The sequence below is a fragment of the Pseudobdellovibrio sp. HCB154 genome (genome assembly GCF_046267985.1).
Taxonomy (GTDB): Bacteria; Bdellovibrionota; Bdellovibrionia; order Bdellovibrionales; family Bdellovibrionaceae; genus Pseudobdellovibrio.
Map to the genome: position 1 here is coordinate 1,700,107 of NZ_CP176530.1, position 18,386 is coordinate 1,718,492.

The following is an 18,386-nucleotide window of genomic DNA, read 5'->3' on the forward strand; positions in this document are numbered from 1 at the left end:
CAGTGAGTAACGGAGATAACGACAAAAAAGATCCAAAGATCACCGATGCTATTAAGAAAATCTTAACGGCCGGTTCTCCCACAGACATTTCTAAAGAGCTTTTAACGACAGTTGTTGGCCAGGTTTTAAAAACTAAAGACGACATCACGTTAAAAGCGACCAATGAAATGATTTCTTTGATTCAAAAAATCGATTTCGTAAAAGAGTTTTCGAAATTTGCTGAAAATCACAAATTTAAAGTGACAGCTGAAATCGAAATCATGAAGAAAGACGATTCTAAAACTTAGGAGATAATCCTATGGCTACTTTTAAAACTTATAATCCCGCTACGGGAAAATTTTTGCACGAATATCCGTTTGCAACAGCAACGGATGTTTCAAAAGCTTTAGAAAACCTTCATATTGGCTTTAAGCGCTGGAGCACTTTGTCTTTTGCAGAAAGACAGAAGGTCTTGCGTCCAGCCGTTGGTTTATTTAGCCAGGCAAAAGATGAATTAGCAAAAATGATCACTGAAGAAATGGGTAAACCCTACGCTCAAAGTTTATCTGAAATTGATAAATCGCTTCAGTCGTTAGAATACATGTGTACAGCGCCGTGCCCTGAGCTTGATGTTAAACCTGTTAAAACTTTCTCTGATTCAGAAAAAGTAAGTCATCAGATTTATCACAAACCTAAAGGGGTGATTTTAGGTGTGATGCCATGGAATTTTCCATTCTGGCAGTCGGTGCGTATGATTTTTCCAGCACTTTTAGCGGGAAATACCGTGTTATTAAAACACTCTGAAAATACACCTTCGACAGGAAATTTAATTAAAAGAGTTCTTTCGCAAGTTGAAGTTAAAAATATTTTCGATCATTTGATCTTTGATCACAGTTTAACGGAATCAATTATTGCTGATAACCGCGTCGGTGGCGTAAGTCTTACGGGCTCTGTTAAAGCCGGCTATTTACTTTCCGAATACGCTGGTAAATATATGAAGCGCGGCGTGTTTGAGCTTGGTGGAAGTGATGCGCATTTAGTTTTAAGTGACGCGAATATTGAAAAAACGGCGTTTAATATCACTAAATCTCGTCTGCAAAATACTGGACAAAGTTGTATCGCGGCTAAGCGTGTGGTCGTTGAACAAAAAATTTCAAAAGCATTGATTGATCAATTGATTGTCAATTTTGACAAATATATCTGGGGCGATGTTTTAGATAAAAGCACCACTTTGGGCCCATTAGCTTCGGTTAGATTTAAACCTGAAGATGAAGCCCGTTTAGCTTACGCTAAAAACTTCTGTGAAGTTGTTTACGAGCGCCATCCTGATGAAAACATAGTTAAATCTTTGGGCACTGAACCTTCGCGGCAAGCTTTTGTACCTATTCGTATTTTAAAAGTTAGAAAGTTAACTGAGGAGTTTTTAAAATATTTAAAAACCACAGAATTTTTCTCGCCGACATTGTTAGTGTTTGAAGTGGCCAATCTTGAAGAGGGATTAAAGCTTGTAAACCATACGAATTTTGGTCTTGGTGGTTCGGTGTATTCAGAAAGTATTCAGCACGCCCAAGAGGTGGCTTTACGTTTTGAATCAGGCTTTGTGGCCATTAACGATGCGGTCGCTTCAAATGCGATGCTTCCTTTTGGCGGTGTTAAATCTTCTGGAATAGGCCGCGAGCTTGGAGCGCACGGATTTACTGAATTTACCGATATTCAAGTTGTCAGCACGACTAGATTTACATAAAAGTGATCTATGCCATGGAATGATTTTGAACATTCAATCTGGAAACAGCTTAAAAAACACGGTTTAGAAGACCGTGAATCGTTTATTTTAGCTGTTTCCGGCGGGCTTGATTCAATGGTTCTACTTCATGCTTTAAAAAAGCTAAAACCAAAAGCGCAATTGATCGTAGTGCACTTTCATCATGGCGATAGTGAAATCAAAGAAATTCAAACTTATCGCGATCAAGCTTTAAGTATGGTTAAAGCTTCGGCTGAGGCTTTAAGTTTACCTTTCTACTCTGGAAAATCGCTTGAAAAACTAACCAGTGAAGATGCTTTTAGACAACAACGTTTAAAATTTTTTTCGCAAATCAAAGCTGATTTTTCAGACGCGATTTTAATAACAGCTCACCATAAAGATGATCTTTTAGAGACCTGGTTACTGAAAATGATTCGCGGAACAGGGCCTGAAAGTTTAGAAAATTTTAAATTCTGGAATGGCCAAATCTTAAGACCGCTTTTAAATTTCACTAAAGCTGAGCTTGCCGAATACGCCAAAACAGAAGGTCTAACTTGGTTAGAAGATCCGACAAATCAGCAAAACGACTATCTGCGCAATTGGCTCCGTAATGAGTGGCTTGAAAGTTTGGCGAACAAAGTTCCCGGTTCACTCGGAAATTTGACCAGTTCGCTGCAACGTTTGGTCGATGAAATCCAAAAAGATGATGAGCCGATTGCTATTAGCTATGAGTCTTTAAAAAACAACTCCCAGACCAAAGCCTGTTTTGATCGCACAGAATTTCTGCAATTGAGTCACTCAGATCAGTTTAAAACGCTTGCGACGGCCTTAAAGGGCATCGGACAACGTGAGTTTTCTCAAGGTCAACTGGAAGAAATCATTAAGCGCCTCGACAAAAATCAAAAAGACCTCATATTTTCCGTAGCAGGTGTTAATTGGTTTATTAACGCGCAGCAAGTTATGCTAGAATTATCGTAAGCAGACTTCACAAAAAAGGACTTTAAAGATGAAGACGAATCAAAAAACACTCGCCCTATGGTTTTTTATTTTAATTATGTCGATTTTTGTTTTCCAGGCTTGGGAAATTAAACGTCAAAAAACAATTGTAGATTTTGATTATCCAAAATTTTTAAAAGCAGTTGAATTAAAAGAAGTTAAAGACGACTCAGTAATTTTCATGCCGGATGCGAAAGTTATCCGTGGTGAAATTAAACCTGAATTTGAAAAACGTTACTCGGGTCACAGATTTGAATTTTCTGGTGACACAGATAAAGCGTACGAAGAAATTAAAAAATTCGGTTACATCCCGAAATATGAAAACGCTCAATCAGAAAGTTTTCTATCTTCATTTTTTATTAATTGGTTACCATTGCTGTTAATCGTAGGTATGTTCATCTTTATCATGCGTCAAATTCAAGCGGGCGGCGGTAAAGCTATGTCGTTTGGTAAATCACGTGCGCGTTTAGTTGAAAATAAAAACCGTGTAACGTTTAAAGACGTTGCTGGTGTTGATGAAGCTAAAGATGATTTGCAAGAAATCGTTCACTTCTTAAAAGACCCGAAAAAATTCACTAAACTTGGTGGTCGTATTCCTAAAGGGGTTTTATTAGTAGGTCCTCCGGGAACTGGTAAGACTTTATTAGCACGTGCTGTGGCTGGTGAAGCCGGTGCTCCGTTCTTTACTATCTCTGGTTCTGACTTCGTTGAAATGTTCGTGGGCGTGGGCGCAAGCCGCGTTCGTGATTTATTCGAACAAGGTAAGAAAAATGCTCCATGTTTAATCTTCATCGATGAGATCGATGCTGTAGGTCGCCACCGTGGCGCCGGCATGGGTGGTGGTCACGATGAACGTGAACAAACTCTAAATCAATTATTAGTTGAGATGGATGGTTTTGAATCAACAGAAGGTGTAATCCTTATTGCTGCGACAAATAGACCTGACGTTTTAGATCCAGCGTTACTTCGCCCAGGTCGTTTCGACCGACGCGTTGTTGTGGGTAAACCAGATCTTAAAGGCCGCGAACAAATCTTATCTGTGCACATGAAAAAAACTCCATTAGGCCCTGATGTTGATGCGTCTAAAATCGCTCGTGGTACTCCAGGATTTTCTGGTGCTGATTTAGAAAACTTAGTGAATGAAGCGGCTTTAGTAGCAGCTCGTGCAGATAAAAAATACCTTGAGATGGAAGATTTCGAAAAAGCGAAAGATAAAGTCATCATGGGTGCTGAACGTAAATCTATGGTTATCTCTGAAGAAGACCGTAAGAATACAGCTTACCACGAAGCAGGTCATACTCTTGTGGGTATTATGCTTCCAGGTTTAGATCCTATTCATAAAGTGACGATCATCCCTCGTGGCATGGCTTTAGGCTTAACGCAAACGTTACCTGAAAAAGATGCTGTTTCATTCTCAAAACGCCAAGCTGAAAACTGGATCGCTTTTGCATTCGGTGGCCGCGCGGCTGAAGAGTTAATTTTTACTGATTACACAACGGGTGCTGCGAACGATATCGAACGCGCAACGGGTATGGCTCGTAAGATGGTGACTGAATGGGGCATGTCTCCGTTAGGTCCAATTGGTTTTGAGAAAAACGATGGCCCTGTATTCTTAGGAATGGGGCACGGATCAAATCAAAAACATTACTCTGAAGCGAAAGCCCAAGAGATCGATGCTGAGATTTCTAAAATCATTAATACAGGTTACGCTACAGCGGTTAAGATTTTAAAAGATCACCGTGAAGCTTTAGAGAAAATCACGCAAGCTCTATTAGAGTTTGAAACAATTGATGGTTCTGAAGTAGATATGCTTGTTAAAGGTGCTGCAGTTTCTGAAATTCATAAAGTGCGCGCTAATAAAAAAGAATCTAACTCATCATCATCTGGTGGCGGTAATCAAGGTATGATTATCGATCCAGATAATACAACACCGATTCCAACTGGTAAAAAACCAGTGCCTGTATCATAAAGCCAAGAATGATTTGTATTAGATGACATATTTTCAAACATTCTGGGAAAACTTGATATTTATTAGTTCACACCTAAGACTGCAGGATGTCTTTGACATCCTGCTTGTCTGGTTAGTTATTTACCGTGTGTTGATGATTATTCGTCGCACGGGTACGGTTCAGATTCTTTCTGGATTGGGTATTTTAGCTATCACTTACATCATGACAATTTGGTTTGAGCTATTTACGATGAACTGGCTTTTAGATAAGTTCTTCTCGAATTTATTCGTTATCATCGTGGTGTTATTTCAGGCCGAGATCCGTCGTGCATTAGCACAAATCGGAAGTCATCCGTTATTCTCAGATGTGTCAGCGGTGATGGAAACTCACATGGTTGAAGAAATCGCTAAGGGCGTGATTACCGCAGCTGAAAAGGGCTATGGCGCTCTTTTAGTGATCGAAAAAGACATCATGGTTGATTACCATATCGAAGTCGGCACTGAAATGGATTCGCGTGTATCTGCTGAATTAATTCAGTCGATTTTTCACCCACAAGCCCCTATGCATGATGGAGCGGTGTTGATCCGTTCTGGTAAAATTGCCTATGCGGGATGTTTTTTACCGTTAAGTAAAAATCCTGCTTTAGATAAAAACTTAGGAACTCGTCACCGGGCCGCGATCGGGTTAACCGAAGAAACTGACGCTTTAGTATTAGTTGTTTCTGAAGAAACAAAATCGATCAGTATCGTAACAAGTGGTCATATGCGACCAAACGTTGAACTCATCGATGTTCGTAAAGCTCTTTATGATGCTTTTGGTTTAAAATACAAGGTTCTTCACCATGAGAGTGCAACATGAAGCCGCAGATCGACAGAGCTCAAGTTCTTAAGTCATTTTTCTTTGATAACCTGAGTTATAAGGTTGTTTCGCTTTTTGTGGCTTTAATCCTTTGGATATCAATTCTAGGTCGTCGTGATTTCGTTACTACTAAAGAAATGAGTGTTCAATTAGTGTTGCCTCCAGGCTACATGGTCGTAGGTCAAAGCCACGATAAACTTCGTGTTAAGATTTCTGGTGCTCAACCTGTGCTTAAAAAGTATAAAGATAGTTTCAAAAAAGTCGTTTTTGACCTGTCTGACAGCGGTGAAGGTTTAGTTGAGATTGATGTGCCTAATAACCGTATCGATGTTCCAGAGGGAGTTAAGGTTCTAAACGTTAAGCCCAATGTAATTCGTGTTGAAATAGCTAAGATTAAAAACTAGAATCTGACGTTATGTCAGAGACGAATAAAATCACAGAAAAAAAAGTAACCAAATTATTTGGTACAGATGGTATCCGCGGAACAGCTAATCAATTTCCAATGGTGCCTGATGTGGTCGTTAAAGTCGGCCAGGCGATCGGTTATTTAATCCGTACCGGAAGAATTTCTTCAACTTCAAAAAATATGAAAGTTGTTATCGGAAAAGACACGCGTCTTTCTGGTTACATGATCGAACAAGCTTTATCGAGCGGTTTAAACTCAATGGGAATTTACGTTCAACTTGTAGGACCACTTCCAACTCCAGGTATCGGTTATTTAACACGCACGATGCGTGCGGTAGCGGGGATTGTGATTTCAGCTTCTCACAATGCTTATCAAGATAACGGTATTAAAATCTTCGGACCAGATGGGTTTAAGTTAGATGATTCTTTAGAAAAAGAAATCGAACGTTTAGTTTCTGAAGATAACTTATTATCTCTTCTTCCTCCGTCAAACGAAGTGGGTCGCACTCGTCGTATCGAAGATGCCCAAGGTCGCTATATCGTTCACGCTAAAAGCACATTCCCTCTTGAATACACTCTTGAAGGCATGCGCATCGTTTTAGATACAGCTCACGGGGCCGCTTATAAAGTAAGTCCTGCGATTTTTGAAGAGCTGGGTGCTGAAGTGATTCACTTAGGTTCGCAACCCAATGGCACAAATATCAATGATAAATCGGGCGCTTTACATCCAGCAAATATCGCAAACGCTGTTCGCCAATACCGCGCTGATGTGGGTATTGGTTTAGACGGAGATGCTGATCGTATCGTTATGGTTGATGACAATGGTCAAATCGTAAATGGTGATAAAATTATCGCGATCTGCGCCCTTCACATGAAGCAAAAAGGCGAATTAAAAAATAACACGATTGTTGTAACGCAAATGAGTAACTTCGGCTTAGAAAAGAAAATGACTGAGCTTGGAATTAAAACAATCAAGACAAACGTAGGTGATAAATACGTTGTCGAAGAGATGAGAAAAAATCATTACAATTTAGGTGGCGAGCAATCGGGTCACATTATTTTCTTAAATCACTCAACAACAGGTGATGGAACAGTAGCGGCTCTTAACGTTTTATCGGTGATGAGAGAATCAGGTAAAAAATTAAGTGAACTTGCTAAAATCTTTGAAGAGATGCCACAAGTTCTTATCAACTGCCGTGTTCGTAACCGTAAACCTTTAGATGAAATCAAAGGGTATAAAGAATTAATCGCTGAAAAAGAAAAAGAATTAAATGGCGATGGCCGTTTATTTATCCGTTTTTCAGGAACAGAGCCGTTAATCAGAATTTTAGCTGAAGGCTCAAATAAAGAGAAAATCTCAGCTATAGCTGAAGAGATCGCTTCGTTTTTAGAAAAAGAGTTAAGCTAATGAAAAATAAAGTTCGTTTAGGTGTAAATATTGATCATGCAGCCACTTTAAGACAAGTGCGTGGCGCGACGACTCCGTATCCAAATATGTTAGAAATGGTAAAATTGGCCAAAGCCGGTGGTGCCAAACAAATCACTATTCACTTACGTGAAGACCGTCGCCATATTCAAGATTACGATGTGATTTCTCTGTGTAAAAAAGCTTCTTTAGAAATTAACCTAGAAATGGGTGCTACTGAAGAAATGACGAAGATTGCTTTAAAAAATAAGCCAACTTGGGTTTGTATGGTTCCTGAAAAAAGAGCCGAGCTAACAACTGAAGGTGGATTAAACGTTTTAAAAGGTTTTAAAACTTTAGAGTCAATCACTCACAGATTAGCCAAAGCTAAAATTAAAGTTTCAATGTTTATCGAGCCATCAATTGCCCAAGTTGAAGCTTCAGCTCTTTGTGGAGCTCACGCGGTTGAGTTTCACACAGGATCTTGGGTTTTACTAAAAGGCGCAAAAAAGAAAGCTGAATATAAACGCCTAGTTGAAGCAGCTATCGAAGCTAATCGTTTAGGTTTGCGTGTGCACGTAGGTCACGGTCTTGATTACGCTCACGCGAAAATGATCAAATCACTTCCGCACTTAGTTGAAGCAAATATCGGTCATAGCCTTATCTGTTATTCATTAACTGATGGTTTAAAAACTTCAGTTCAAAAAATGGTGAAAGCCCTTAACTAATGTCGAGAGACTCTATCGTAGTTCAATCAATGTCTGATTGGGATAAAGTAGTTTCTGCTTTATCTGCAAAATTACGAGGGAAAAACCTATTTTTACTTGAGGGAGATTTAGGTGCCGGTAAGACCACGTTAGTTGGTCTTATCGCAAAAAAACTAAATATCCCGATGGTCAGTTCGCCGACTTTTTCATTAATTCAACAACACAGAAATCTGATTCATGTTGATCTCTACCGCTTAGAAAGTATGGAAGAGATTGATGCCACAGGTTTTTGGGAAATCTTTGAAGATGAGGATGCAATGGTCTTTGTTGAATGGTCATCAAAAATTTCAGACGATCTTTGGCCGCTGGACTGGGATATCACCAAAATCACCATCAATAAAAAATCAGACAACGAACGTGAAGTTTTAATTGAAACTGTATCGTAATGAATTTTGAAATTAAACCTATCAATCTCGCTCAAACTAAAGAAACATGTATTAAATTTCGCGAAGATTCATATGTTGTAAGCTTTGGTGATGCTAAAAGGTTTTACGAGGCTGATGGTAAAGGTGCTGACCGATATATCGAATGGTTACATTCTAAGTTAGAAAAAGATCCAGGCCTTGCAGTTCATTGTTTTTTAGATGGTGAACTGATCGGGCAAATTGAACTTGGATATTTAAAAACTGATTCTACCTGTGGCTATGTAAATCTATTTTATCTGATTCCTTCAGTGCGCGGAAAAGGATTGGGTGCTCATCTTGATATCTATGCGATTGATTATTTTAAAGCAAAAAATATAAAGCGAGTTATGTTAAGCGTAAGTCCAACAAATACCTCAGCCATTGCGTTCTATAAAAAAAGAGGATGGATAGAATTAGGTCCACGACCGGATCATCCCGAAGTTCATAATATGGAAAAAAGCATTTAAAAAATTAAACAGCTTTTTCCGAGATAGATTCTAATGTTGTGATGTCGTCTTGCGAAAGGTGAGTTGTTTTAAAGCCAACTAAAAAGCCTACAACTTTTGGTCCTAATTTGATCGCTGAAATACAAGCGTATTTGAAATCTAAAATTTTAAGACCCAATTGATTGATATTAAATTGCTCTGTGAAATGATTTTTATAAACATTAGCAAACGGATTTTCTTCATTTAAATCGTAAGAAAAAAGCATACGGTCTAAATCTTCTTTTTCAAGATCTTCATCCATTTTGTAAAGCTCAGTTTTTTGGTTCGAGTTCACTCTTAAAACCACGTAAGCATCGAAATTTTTACGAGCGATTTCTGAAAAGCTTCCGTGTTGAGTTTCTAAATTTTGCCAAACATGATTACCGGTCATGCCAGATTCAGAAACAGCATGAAGCGGAGTAGGTTGGGCCGCGGCAGGTTGCGGCGTCACAGCTGCAACAACAGGTTGCACAGGTTCTAAAACCTTACGCACTGGTGTATTAGAAATGAAAGATAAATTTTCCGGTGAACATAAAAAGAAAATGGCTTGTGGTAATGTTTGAAATTTTTCAGCATCATATTCAAGGCCTGCCACTAACAAGTGACCGTCCCAAGCTTGCAGCGGAATTAACTCAGAATTTAAAACAGTGTATTGGCTATAGCCTTCAACAAGTTCCATATGCTGTTTGCGTAATTTTGTAATTGATTGTTCATCTAATTTTTCAAGAACTGGAACGCCGTAAAAATTTGAAGCCCAGGCTTTATAATCATTCCAATTTAAAAATTTATTTTCGAGAGCGATTTTTAATTTTGATTTTTGCAAAAGCACAGGATCGCCCGAAGTTAAAAGCTCTTCGACTGATAAAATTGCGTCAGGAAAAAAATGTTCCCAGTTTTGCTCAAATCCCATGTTTTTAATATCGGACCTTTGCCTCGTGAAATTGAGGCTAAACAAGGAATTCGTTTTGCGCAGTCCAGCTCTGGCCCGGTAATTTCTACAAAAATGTCGATATTTTTGACGTCGCCATTAACCTTGGTCCGGACGACCAGTGTCTAACTAGTAGTTTCAGGAGGAAACTATGATTACAACACTTATCCAGTGGTTTTCGGTCGCAAGTTTTGTTGGGATGATGGCTTTTATTATGGTGCAAAACCGTGAAGTCCAATATAACGAATATAAGGCGCCGGTCGTTGAGGATAAGCCGTCTAAGAATGAACCTAGACCTGTTTATCCTCCACTTAAGAAAAAGCCCTACACTCGTTCGACAAGAATGGCTTAATAAAATAGCTCTTAGAATTTCTTATTGTTTCATTCTAACTGGTTAATTTTACATAGATAATCTTTATTGAAAAGGCGCAAGTCCTTTTCATTTTTTTCAATCTCGTGTAAAAGTCTTTAGCCATGCTAAAAGCTCCAATTTACTTAGACTTTAATGCGACAGCCCCGCTATCGCAAAAAGTGATTACCTCCATGCCACAGTTACTAGAACTGTGGGGTAATCCGTCGTCGATCCATTTAGCATCTCGTGGCCCAAAAACAATTCTACGTGAAACAAAAAAGAAATTAGCAGATTACTTTAAAGTATCAGCATTAGAAATTATTTTTAATTCAGGTGCATCTGAGGGTAACAACACCGTTTTAAAATCGGTATGGAATACTTATCGCCCGGGCAATCATTTTGGCCACGCTGTTAAAAATGAATTTTTAATTTCTTCAGTTGAACACCCAAGTATCACAAAGACCGCTCAGTTCTTAGAATCTGAGGGTGCTATCGTTCACTGGATTCCGGTAAATCGCGAAGGCGACTTAGATTTAAACTTTATCAAAGAAAAACTATCTGAGCGCACAGCACTGATCAGCTGCATGTTTGCAAATAACGAAACAGGTACGGTGTTTCCGATTAAAGATATCGTAGCGTTAGCTAAAACTAAAAATGTGTTAGTGCATTCAGATTGCGTGCAAGCTTTTGGTAAAACTGATTTTACTCTGACTGATCTAGGCGTTGATTACGCGACCATCTCAGCTCATAAGTTCTATGCCCTTAAAGGTTGTGGAGTATTATTTGTTCGTAAAAGCGCGCCATATATCAATCTGGTTCACGGTGGCGGGCAAGAGCGTTCACGTCGTGGTGGTACAGAAAACATCTTAGGTATAGCATCGCTTGGTGTAATGCTGGATCAGTTGTCAGAAGTTTCTCAAAAAGAAACTGAACTAAAAAAACTTCGTGATTATTTTGAAGCTGAAATCAAAGCGCAGATTCCAAATATTTCAGTAACCTGTGCAAATTCAAAACGCTTAGCCAATACATCAAGCTTAGTAATTACAGGTGTAGATGGAGAAACGCTTTTAGTTTCTTTAGATCTAAAAGGTTTTGCTGTGAGCACAGGAGCTGCTTGCTCAAGTGGTAACCCAGAACCAAGTCCAGTGTTATTAGCGGTTGGCTTAACTCGCCAAGAAGCTCAGAACTCTCTGCGTGTAAGTTTTGGTTGGACGACAACACAAGAGCACGTCGATTTATTTATTCACCAATTAGTTGAAATTGTTGCGCACTTAAGAAGCGTTAACGAAATGGAAAGCACAAATGTCTAATACGGCAAAAAAGAAAAAAGTTTTAGTAGCTATGAGCGGGGGAGTTGACTCTTCTGTGGCAGCGGCACTTTTAAAAGAACAAGGTTACGACGTCGTAGGTGCTACGATGCAGGTTTGGGATTATACAAACTGTGATATCACAGAAGGTAATGGAACTTGTTGTTCATCACTTGATGTGGATGATGCTAGATCCGTAGCTGATAAGTTAGATATTCCGTTTTATGTTTTAAATTGCGAAGCGAAGTTTAAAGCTTCGGTTATTGACCCGTTTGTAAATGCATACCTTCAGGGTCAGACTCCACTTCCATGTGTAAACTGTAATACGTATTTAAAATTTGACCACTTAGTTAAAAAAATGAAAGAGCTTGAGTGTGATTACTTAGCAACAGGTCACTACGCACAAGTTATCCAATCTGCCAATGGCGAATACCAAATCAAAACTTCTGAAGATGATTGGAAAGATCAAACTTATTTCTTATTCACGATTGATCCAGCGATTGTTCCCAAATTATTATTCCCGGTGGGTCATTTGAAAAAGCCTGAAGTTAGACAAATTGCAGAACAGCAAGGTCTAGTTGTAGCTAAGAAAAAAGATTCGCAAGGTATCTGCTTTGTTGGAAACATGGGCTACGATAATTTTATCAAAGGCCAAGTGTCAGAAGCTGTTTTAAAATCAAAACGTGGCGTTATCAAACGTTACCCGTCAAACGAAGTCATGGCTGAACACGATGGTATTCATCACTACACGATCGGCCAATCAAAAGGCTTAGGCATGACTTATCACGAAAAATTATTCGTACTAAAGATTGATGCCGCTGATAACACTGTTTGGGTAGGCGAAGAGAAATACTTGTTCCACGACGAAGTAGATGTGATTGAACCGCACATCATCAGCCAATTTAACGATGGCGAAGAATTATCAGTTAAGATCAGATATCAACATAGAGGCTCAATCGCCAAAGTTGTTAAATCTGAAACAGGTTACAAATTAAAATTCAAAGAACCACAACGTGCGATCACTCCAGGTCAAGCGGCTGTGTTCTATTCACAAGAAAAAGTTCTATTAGGAGGCGGATGGATCAAAATCTAACGACATCTCAGTCTCAACAGAATGATTTCGTGGTGCACACATTTGGTTGTAAGGTAAACACTTACGACGGCGGTCTTATTCAGAAGAATATGGCAACGAATGGTTTTAAATTGGGGATTGGTCGCTTAAGTCTAGATAATCTAGATAAAGCGAAAACGCAGATCCATATTTTAAATACATGCGCTGTTACTGCTGAAGCCACGAAAGAAGCTGTTAAGACAATTCGTAAAATCAAGGCGCAACAACCATTTTCAACAATCGTTGTGACCGGCTGTGCAGCCCAAGTCGATACGGGGGCTTTTGAAAACTTACCCGGAGCTGATTTAGTTATCGCTAATTCGCACAAAGGTTTGTTACCTGATTTATTAAAAAAGCATTTTCGTGGTGAGCTTCAGCAAAAGACCTTTAAATCAAATATCTTTAAAAAAGAAGAACTTGAAGCTGACGGTGGCGAAGAGGCTTCGCACACAAGAACGTTTTTAAAAATTCAAGACGGCTGTAATTCGTTTTGTTCGTTCTGTATTATTCCTTATGCGCGCGGTAAGAGCCGTTCAATTTCAATTGCTCATATTGTAGAAAAAGTGAATCAAGTTGCCGCTGAAGGCAAAAAAGAAGTTGTTCTAACTGGCGTTCATATCGGTGATTACGAAGATAATGGCAAAAATATGGATGATCTGGTTGAGGCGGTTTTAGCGAAGACAACAATCTCGCGTATTCGGTTGTCTTCGTTAGAGCCAATTGAAATTTCAGATCGTTTGTTAGCAATGTATGAAAATCCGCGTTTATGCGCGCACTTTCATATGAGCATTCAGTCTGCCGACACAGAAACTCTTCATCAGATGAAGCGTAAATATTCGGAAAACGAAGTCGAGGTTGCGTTACATAAGATTTCTAAAGTTAAAGATGTGTTTGTCGGAATGGACGTGATCGCAGGATTCCCATCTGAAACTGAAGAGCAATTCGAAAACACTTATAAACGTTTATCAGAAACTCCGTGGACAAGACTTCACGTGTTCCCGTACTCAGAGCGCTCAGGCACACGCGCGGCGATTATGGATCAAGTTCCACATCATGTTCGTAAAGAACGCGCAGCCCGTTTACGTGAATTAAGCTTACACCGCTTTCAGGCTGAAGCTTTAAAACAAGTAGGTAATATTCACCAAACATTAATCTTAAATAAAGCCTCAAGAAAAGCTGAAGGCTTAACGCGTAATTACTGGCCGGTGCGTTTAAATTTATCTGAAGAAAAATTAAAAGAGCTATCAGGTCGTGAAGTGCAAGTTAAAATCACAGGTGTAAACTTTGAAACTGGCGAAGGCCAGCTTGAAGGAGTCATTTTATGATTCAACAAAGTTTAGAGCAAGTGATCGGCTACAAATTTAAAAATCGTGATCTTCTCATTGAAGCTTTAACGCACAAAAGTTACTGCATTAATGAAAAGAAAAGACAGTCACACAATGAACGTTTAGAGTTCTTAGGTGATGCGATTTTAGGTTTTGTCTTAGCTGAACAGTTAATGCAGATCTTTCCGCAAGATAATGAAGGTCTACTTTCAAAAAAACGCGCAAGCTTAGTGAATCAAGATGTTCTGGCTAAAAAAGCTTTGGCCTTTAAGTTAGATAGCTTGTTAATTATGGGTCCAGGCGAAAAAGAACAAGAATCAAATTTAAAACCAAGAATTCTCTGTTCAGTCTACGAAGCCGTTTTGGGAGCCGTGTATTTAGATTCTGATTATGCCCAAATAAAAGCTTGGGTTCAAAAAGAATTTAAAACTGATATCGAACAAATTAAACCAGACCTTGAATTTGAACGTGATTACAAAACACGTCTTCAAGAGCTGACACAAAAATTAAAATTAGGCACTCCTGAGTATCAATTAATTGGTTCTCAAGGCCCGTCGCATAACCCAGAGTTTTTAGTGGGAATTTTTCTTAATGAAAATGGTAAATCTGTAGAGAAATTCCGCGCGACAGGAAAAAGCAAAAAAGCTGCCGAGCAAAGTGCCGCTCAGCAATTAATTCAATCGTTAGAAACTGAGCAAGTTAAAAGGAAAAGTGTATAATATGGCAAAATCACCATTCAGAGCCGGATTTTTAGGTCTTATCGGACAACCGAACGCAGGTAAGAGTTCGTTATTAAATTTTTTGGTTAAAGAAAAAGTATCAATCGTTACTCCAAAACCACAAACAACGCGTCGTCGTATTACAGGTCTTCATACAACAGATGAAGGTCAAATCGTATTTATCGATGCGCCAGGGTTAGTTAAATCAACATCTGGTTTAAACACATTCTTAGAAAAAGAAGCGCATGACGTTATTAAGTCGTCAGATGCAATCGTTGCTGTTTTGTCTGTAGCTGAAGACACTGCGGAAAGAAATGAAGAAATCTTAGAACTGGTTTCTAAATCTAGAAAACCATGGATTGCAGTGATTACTAAAATCGATCTTAAAGAAACTGAACACCGTGTAATGATCACGCGTGGCCTAGTAGAAAAATTTGGCGGTAAAGCACTGACAGTCTCAAATAAAAAACACGGCGAAGCTGATCGTCAGGAGCTATTAAAAGAACTGATTAAGATTTTACCAGAATCAGAAAAGCCATTATATGATCCGGAAATGTTCACGACCGAGAATGTACGCGATTTAGCTGAAGAGATTATTCGCGAAAAATGCTTTGAAGTATTAAATCACGAAATTCCGTACCAATTAGCGGTGCAAATCAGAAAATTTGATGAAAACGCTAAGCCATGTCCAAAAATTTACGCCGACATTATGGTGGGTAAAGAATCGCACAAGCCAATTATCATTGGTAAAGGCGCATCTGTGATTAAGCAAATCGGTCAGATCTCTCGTAAAGAGATCGAAAGCTTAATGGGCGAAAAAGTGTATTTAGAATTAAATGTAACAGTTAAAGAAAATTGGTTTGAAAACAAACAAACCCTGAAAGAGTTGAAGTATGTCGTTGATTCAGAATAGTGGAGATGAGGGTTTTGTAGATTCGCCAAAGGTAGCCATCATTGGTCGCCCGAATGTAGGTAAATCTACGTTATTTAATATTTTAACAGACTCACGTAAAGCCGTTGTAAAAAACCAACCAGGCGTAACTCGTGATATCTTAATCCAACCGGTTGATGTGTGGGGGAAGAAATTTGATCTTATCGACACAGGCGGGGTAACAGAAGCCAGTGACTTATTCTCTAAATTAATCAAAGGCCAAGTGACTGAGTTCTTATTCTCAGTAGATTACATCGTATGTGTAATGGATGGTCGTGCAGGGCTTGTTCCTGAAGATCGTGATATTATCAAAATCGCAAAACAAACGGGTAAGCCGATGCTGCTTGTGATCAATAAAGTTGATCGCGCCCATGAAGCCGATCTTCAAAAAGCTGACTTCTATGAATTCGGTCTTGATGTGATTGATGCAAGCTTTGAACAGCGTCGCGGCGTTGGTGATGTGCTTGAGTGGATCGTAAAAATGGTTCCAGAAGTTCCTAAAGAAATTGGTAAATCATTACGTATTGCCATGGTGGGTAAACCAAACGTAGGTAAATCTTCGCTTTGTAACTGCTTATTAAAACAAAACCGCATGTTAGTGAGTGACGTGGCTGGAACAACAATCGATTCAGTCGATGCTCCGTTTCACTACAATGACCGTGATTATATGTTGGTTGATACAGCTGGTCTTCGCCGCCAATCAAAACGTGAAGAAGATATCGAAATCATTTCAGCGTTTAAATCACAAGAATCAATCCGCAGAGCAGATGTGGTGTTGTTGGTTATTGATGGCGTATTAGGTCCATCAGAGCAAGATGCCAAGATCATGCAAGCCATTTTAGATGACCACAAAGGTGTTATCGTTGTGGCGAATAAATCTGACTTAGGTCAGGAAGAAGTTGAAAGATACCGCGAAACATTCCGCGCGCAAATCGAGCGTGTATTTCACTTTTTCGTAGATGTTCCGGTGGTGTTTACAAGTGCCTTAAAGTCACATGGTATCAAAGATTTATTCGATGAAATCGAGCGCGTGGCTGATAAGCGTGGTCTTAAAATTTCAACGTCTGAACTTAATGATTTCTTCTTTGAAACTATCCGTAAAGCACCAGCTCCGGTTTGGGGTCACACAAACGTTAAGTTTTACTACTTAACTCAAACGTACCAAAAACCACCGGCATTTATCGCGTTTTGTAACCATCCAGAAGGTGTTGATAACTCATACCGCCGTTTCTTAATTAAAAATATGAAAGAGCGTTTTGATTTACACGGAATTCCTATTAGAATTTTCTGTATGAAGTCACGTCGTGGTGGTGAAAGTAACTTATAATGCCAAACAATAAATTCACTGGAAAAATTTTGTGGCGTAACAGATTCGCCTTTTATCTACTGGCCGTGGGTTCTGCCTGCGGTCTTGGTAATATTTGGCGCTTTCCTTACGTAGCCGGTGAAAACGGGGGCGGGGCCTTTATCCTGCTTTATTTATTGTTAGCGTTTACTGTGGGTGTATCGATTCTGATTGCTGAATTAATGTTAGGTAAAAAATCAGAAGCCAGTCTTTTAAAAATCACTCACCGCGTATCGACCACTCATAAAAAACCGTACTTTTGGATTTCGCGTTTAACATTGTTTATCACACTGGTGATTTTATCCTATTATTCGGTGATCAGCGGTTGGGTTCTTCACTATATCACACAGTTCGTTGTGGGGTTCTTTCGTGGAGACACTTTACATTATATTTCTTCGTTAAACATGAAAGTCTTAACTGATAACGGTTGGCTTCAGTTTGCTTTAGCTTCGGTACATTTGATTGTGGCAGGGCTTATCGTTGGTCAGCGTATTACAAATCGCTTTGAAAAGATTCTTACGACTTTTATTATTCCGGTGTTTGTCTTTTTATTTGCGATGTTATTAGTGCGTTCGCTATCGCTTGATTCAACGCCTGAAGTATTACGCTTTATCTTTTACCCGGATTTTTCAAAACTTAATTTACGCTCATTAGGACATGCGATTGGTCACGTGTTTTTCACGTTATCTATCGGAGTAGGGGCGTTAGTTACTTTTGGATCTTATTTTAAAGCTGAAGATCATCTTCCCAAGGTGGGCTTTCGCGTGATGATGGTCGATGTGATGATCTCTTTATTCTCGGTATTATTAGTATTCCCGATTGCTTTTAGTATAGGTGAAAAACCATTAACAGATCCAAGTTTATTATTCGAAGCTCTGCCAAGATTGTTTATGAAAATCCAGTTTGGCGCGCTATTTGGTCTGGGATTTTTTATCTGTCTATGGGCTGCGGCCTTAAATGCCAGCGTGGGTTTACTTGAAACACTCGCTTCTAATTATTCTGAAAGATATTTAAAATCTGACCGTAAAAATTCAATTTGGTTAATTACAGTTATCACTTTAGGTTTTACGATTATTCCGGCTTTTTCGGGCTCAGCCTTAAAAGACGTAAAACTATTTGATCAAACGCTATTAGAAAATATCGATTCATTCTTAATTAACTATTTACTTCCGATTTCAGGTCTGGGAATGGCGTTTTTATTTTTTAAAGCTCTGCCTTTAGCGGATCAAAAAGATCTTTTCTTAGATGAAAAAACCGAATCAAGTTACGCGTTAATTAATTACTGGCAGGCGATTTTAAAATTTGCAGCTCCGATTCTTATCGCAGCCGGGATTATTCTTCAGATTATCGCATTAGTCAGAGGTTAGCTTCAGCTTCTG

At 39.0% G+C, this 18,386-nt stretch carries 19 protein-coding genes; 18 read left to right on the top strand and 1 reads right to left on the bottom strand.

Going from position 1 to position 18,386, the window contains the following annotated elements; genetic code table 11:
* Nucleotides 1-2: 2 nt before the first annotated feature.
* The 10 genes from ACKWCF_RS08285 to ACKWCF_RS08330 are packed head-to-tail and all read left to right on the top strand — an operon-like array spanning nt 3 to nt 8,971.
* Nucleotides 3-287, top strand: a complete 285-nt coding sequence (locus ACKWCF_RS08285; protein WP_409477104.1) for a hypothetical protein — start codon at nt 3-5, stop codon at nt 285-287.
* Between the two features lie 11 nt (nt 288-298).
* On the top strand, nt 299-1,723 hold the full coding sequence (locus tag ACKWCF_RS08290) for an aldehyde dehydrogenase family protein (RefSeq protein ID WP_409477105.1): 1,425 nt from the start codon (nt 299-301) through the stop codon (nt 1,721-1,723).
* Nucleotides 1,724-1,732: 9 nt separating this feature from the next.
* A complete protein-coding gene (gene tilS / locus ACKWCF_RS08295) occupies nt 1,733-2,698 on the top strand; it encodes a tRNA lysidine(34) synthetase TilS (protein ID WP_409477106.1) in 966 nt (321 codons plus the stop codon).
* A gap of 28 nt (nt 2,699-2,726) precedes the next feature.
* Entirely contained in the window at nt 2,727-4,685 is a 1,959-nt protein-coding gene (gene ftsH, locus ACKWCF_RS08300; protein WP_409477107.1) for an ATP-dependent zinc metalloprotease FtsH, read from the top strand.
* A gap of 22 nt (nt 4,686-4,707) precedes the next feature.
* Complete coding sequence (gene cdaA, locus ACKWCF_RS08305; RefSeq protein WP_409477108.1) at nt 4,708-5,523, top strand: diadenylate cyclase CdaA; 816 nt, start codon at nt 4,708-4,710, stop codon at nt 5,521-5,523.
* Nucleotides 5,520-5,927 carry a CdaR family protein gene (locus ACKWCF_RS08310; RefSeq protein WP_409477109.1) on the top strand — a complete coding sequence of 136 codons (408 nt, stop codon included), beginning with the start codon at nt 5,520-5,522 and terminating at the stop codon, nt 5,925-5,927. Before cdaA ends, ACKWCF_RS08310 begins: the two co-directional genes overlap by 4 nt.
* A gap of 11 nt (nt 5,928-5,938) precedes the next feature.
* Entirely contained in the window at nt 5,939-7,336 is a 1,398-nt protein-coding gene (gene glmM, locus ACKWCF_RS08315) for a phosphoglucosamine mutase (RefSeq protein WP_409477110.1), read from the top strand.
* Nucleotides 7,336-8,061 (top strand): pyridoxine 5'-phosphate synthase, encoded by a 726-nt coding sequence (locus ACKWCF_RS08320; RefSeq protein ID WP_409477111.1) that lies wholly within the window; start codon nt 7,336-7,338, stop codon nt 8,059-8,061. The genes glmM and ACKWCF_RS08320 overlap by 1 nt, the downstream gene beginning before the upstream one ends.
* Nucleotides 8,061-8,486 (top strand): tRNA (adenosine(37)-N6)-threonylcarbamoyltransferase complex ATPase subunit type 1 TsaE, encoded by a 426-nt coding sequence (gene tsaE / locus ACKWCF_RS08325; RefSeq protein WP_409477112.1) that lies wholly within the window; start codon nt 8,061-8,063, stop codon nt 8,484-8,486. Before ACKWCF_RS08320 ends, tsaE begins: the two co-directional genes overlap by 1 nt.
* Nucleotides 8,486-8,971 carry a GNAT family N-acetyltransferase gene (locus ACKWCF_RS08330; protein ID WP_409477113.1) on the top strand — a complete coding sequence of 162 codons (486 nt, stop codon included), beginning with the start codon at nt 8,486-8,488 and terminating at the stop codon, nt 8,969-8,971. Before tsaE ends, ACKWCF_RS08330 begins: the two co-directional genes overlap by 1 nt.
* A 4-nt stretch (nt 8,972-8,975) precedes the next feature.
* On the opposite strand, the gene ACKWCF_RS08335 is transcribed toward ACKWCF_RS08330, so the two are convergent.
* Nucleotides 8,976-9,899, bottom strand: coding sequence for a hypothetical protein (locus ACKWCF_RS08335; protein WP_409477114.1), 924 nt, complete (start codon nt 9,897-9,899; stop codon nt 8,976-8,978).
* A gap of 169 nt (nt 9,900-10,068) precedes the next feature.
* Between ACKWCF_RS08335 and ACKWCF_RS08340 the strand changes: the two genes are divergently transcribed.
* The 8 genes from ACKWCF_RS08340 (at nt 10,069) to ACKWCF_RS08375 (ending at nt 18,374) form a co-directional block, all read left to right on the top strand.
* Nucleotides 10,069-10,269, top strand: a complete 201-nt coding sequence (locus ACKWCF_RS08340) for a hypothetical protein (protein ID WP_409477115.1) — start codon at nt 10,069-10,071, stop codon at nt 10,267-10,269.
* Nucleotides 10,270-10,391: 122 nt separating this feature from the next.
* Complete coding sequence (locus ACKWCF_RS08345; protein ID WP_409477116.1) at nt 10,392-11,579, top strand: cysteine desulfurase family protein; 1,188 nt, start codon at nt 10,392-10,394, stop codon at nt 11,577-11,579.
* A complete protein-coding gene (gene mnmA, locus ACKWCF_RS08350) occupies nt 11,572-12,669 on the top strand; it encodes a tRNA 2-thiouridine(34) synthase MnmA (protein ID WP_409477117.1) in 1,098 nt (365 codons plus the stop codon). Before ACKWCF_RS08345 ends, mnmA begins: the two co-directional genes overlap by 8 nt.
* Nucleotides 12,654-14,012 carry a tRNA (N(6)-L-threonylcarbamoyladenosine(37)-C(2))-methylthiotransferase MtaB gene (mtaB, locus tag ACKWCF_RS08355; protein ID WP_409477118.1) on the top strand — a complete coding sequence of 453 codons (1,359 nt, stop codon included), beginning with the start codon at nt 12,654-12,656 and terminating at the stop codon, nt 14,010-14,012. The genes mnmA and mtaB overlap by 16 nt, the downstream gene beginning before the upstream one ends.
* Nucleotides 14,009-14,731 carry a ribonuclease III gene (gene rnc, locus ACKWCF_RS08360; protein WP_409477119.1) on the top strand — a complete coding sequence of 241 codons (723 nt, stop codon included), beginning with the start codon at nt 14,009-14,011 and terminating at the stop codon, nt 14,729-14,731. The genes mtaB and rnc overlap by 4 nt, the downstream gene beginning before the upstream one ends.
* Nucleotide 14,732: 1 nt before the next feature.
* Nucleotides 14,733-15,644, top strand: coding sequence for a GTPase Era (gene era, locus ACKWCF_RS08365; RefSeq protein WP_409477120.1), 912 nt, complete (start codon nt 14,733-14,735; stop codon nt 15,642-15,644).
* Entirely contained in the window at nt 15,625-16,989 is a 1,365-nt protein-coding gene (der, locus tag ACKWCF_RS08370; RefSeq protein ID WP_409477121.1) for a ribosome biogenesis GTPase Der, read from the top strand. Before era ends, der begins: the two co-directional genes overlap by 20 nt.
* Nucleotides 16,989-18,374, top strand: a complete 1,386-nt coding sequence (locus tag ACKWCF_RS08375; protein WP_409477122.1) for a sodium-dependent transporter — start codon at nt 16,989-16,991, stop codon at nt 18,372-18,374. Before der ends, ACKWCF_RS08375 begins: the two co-directional genes overlap by 1 nt.
* Nucleotides 18,375-18,386 lie beyond the last annotated feature (12 nt).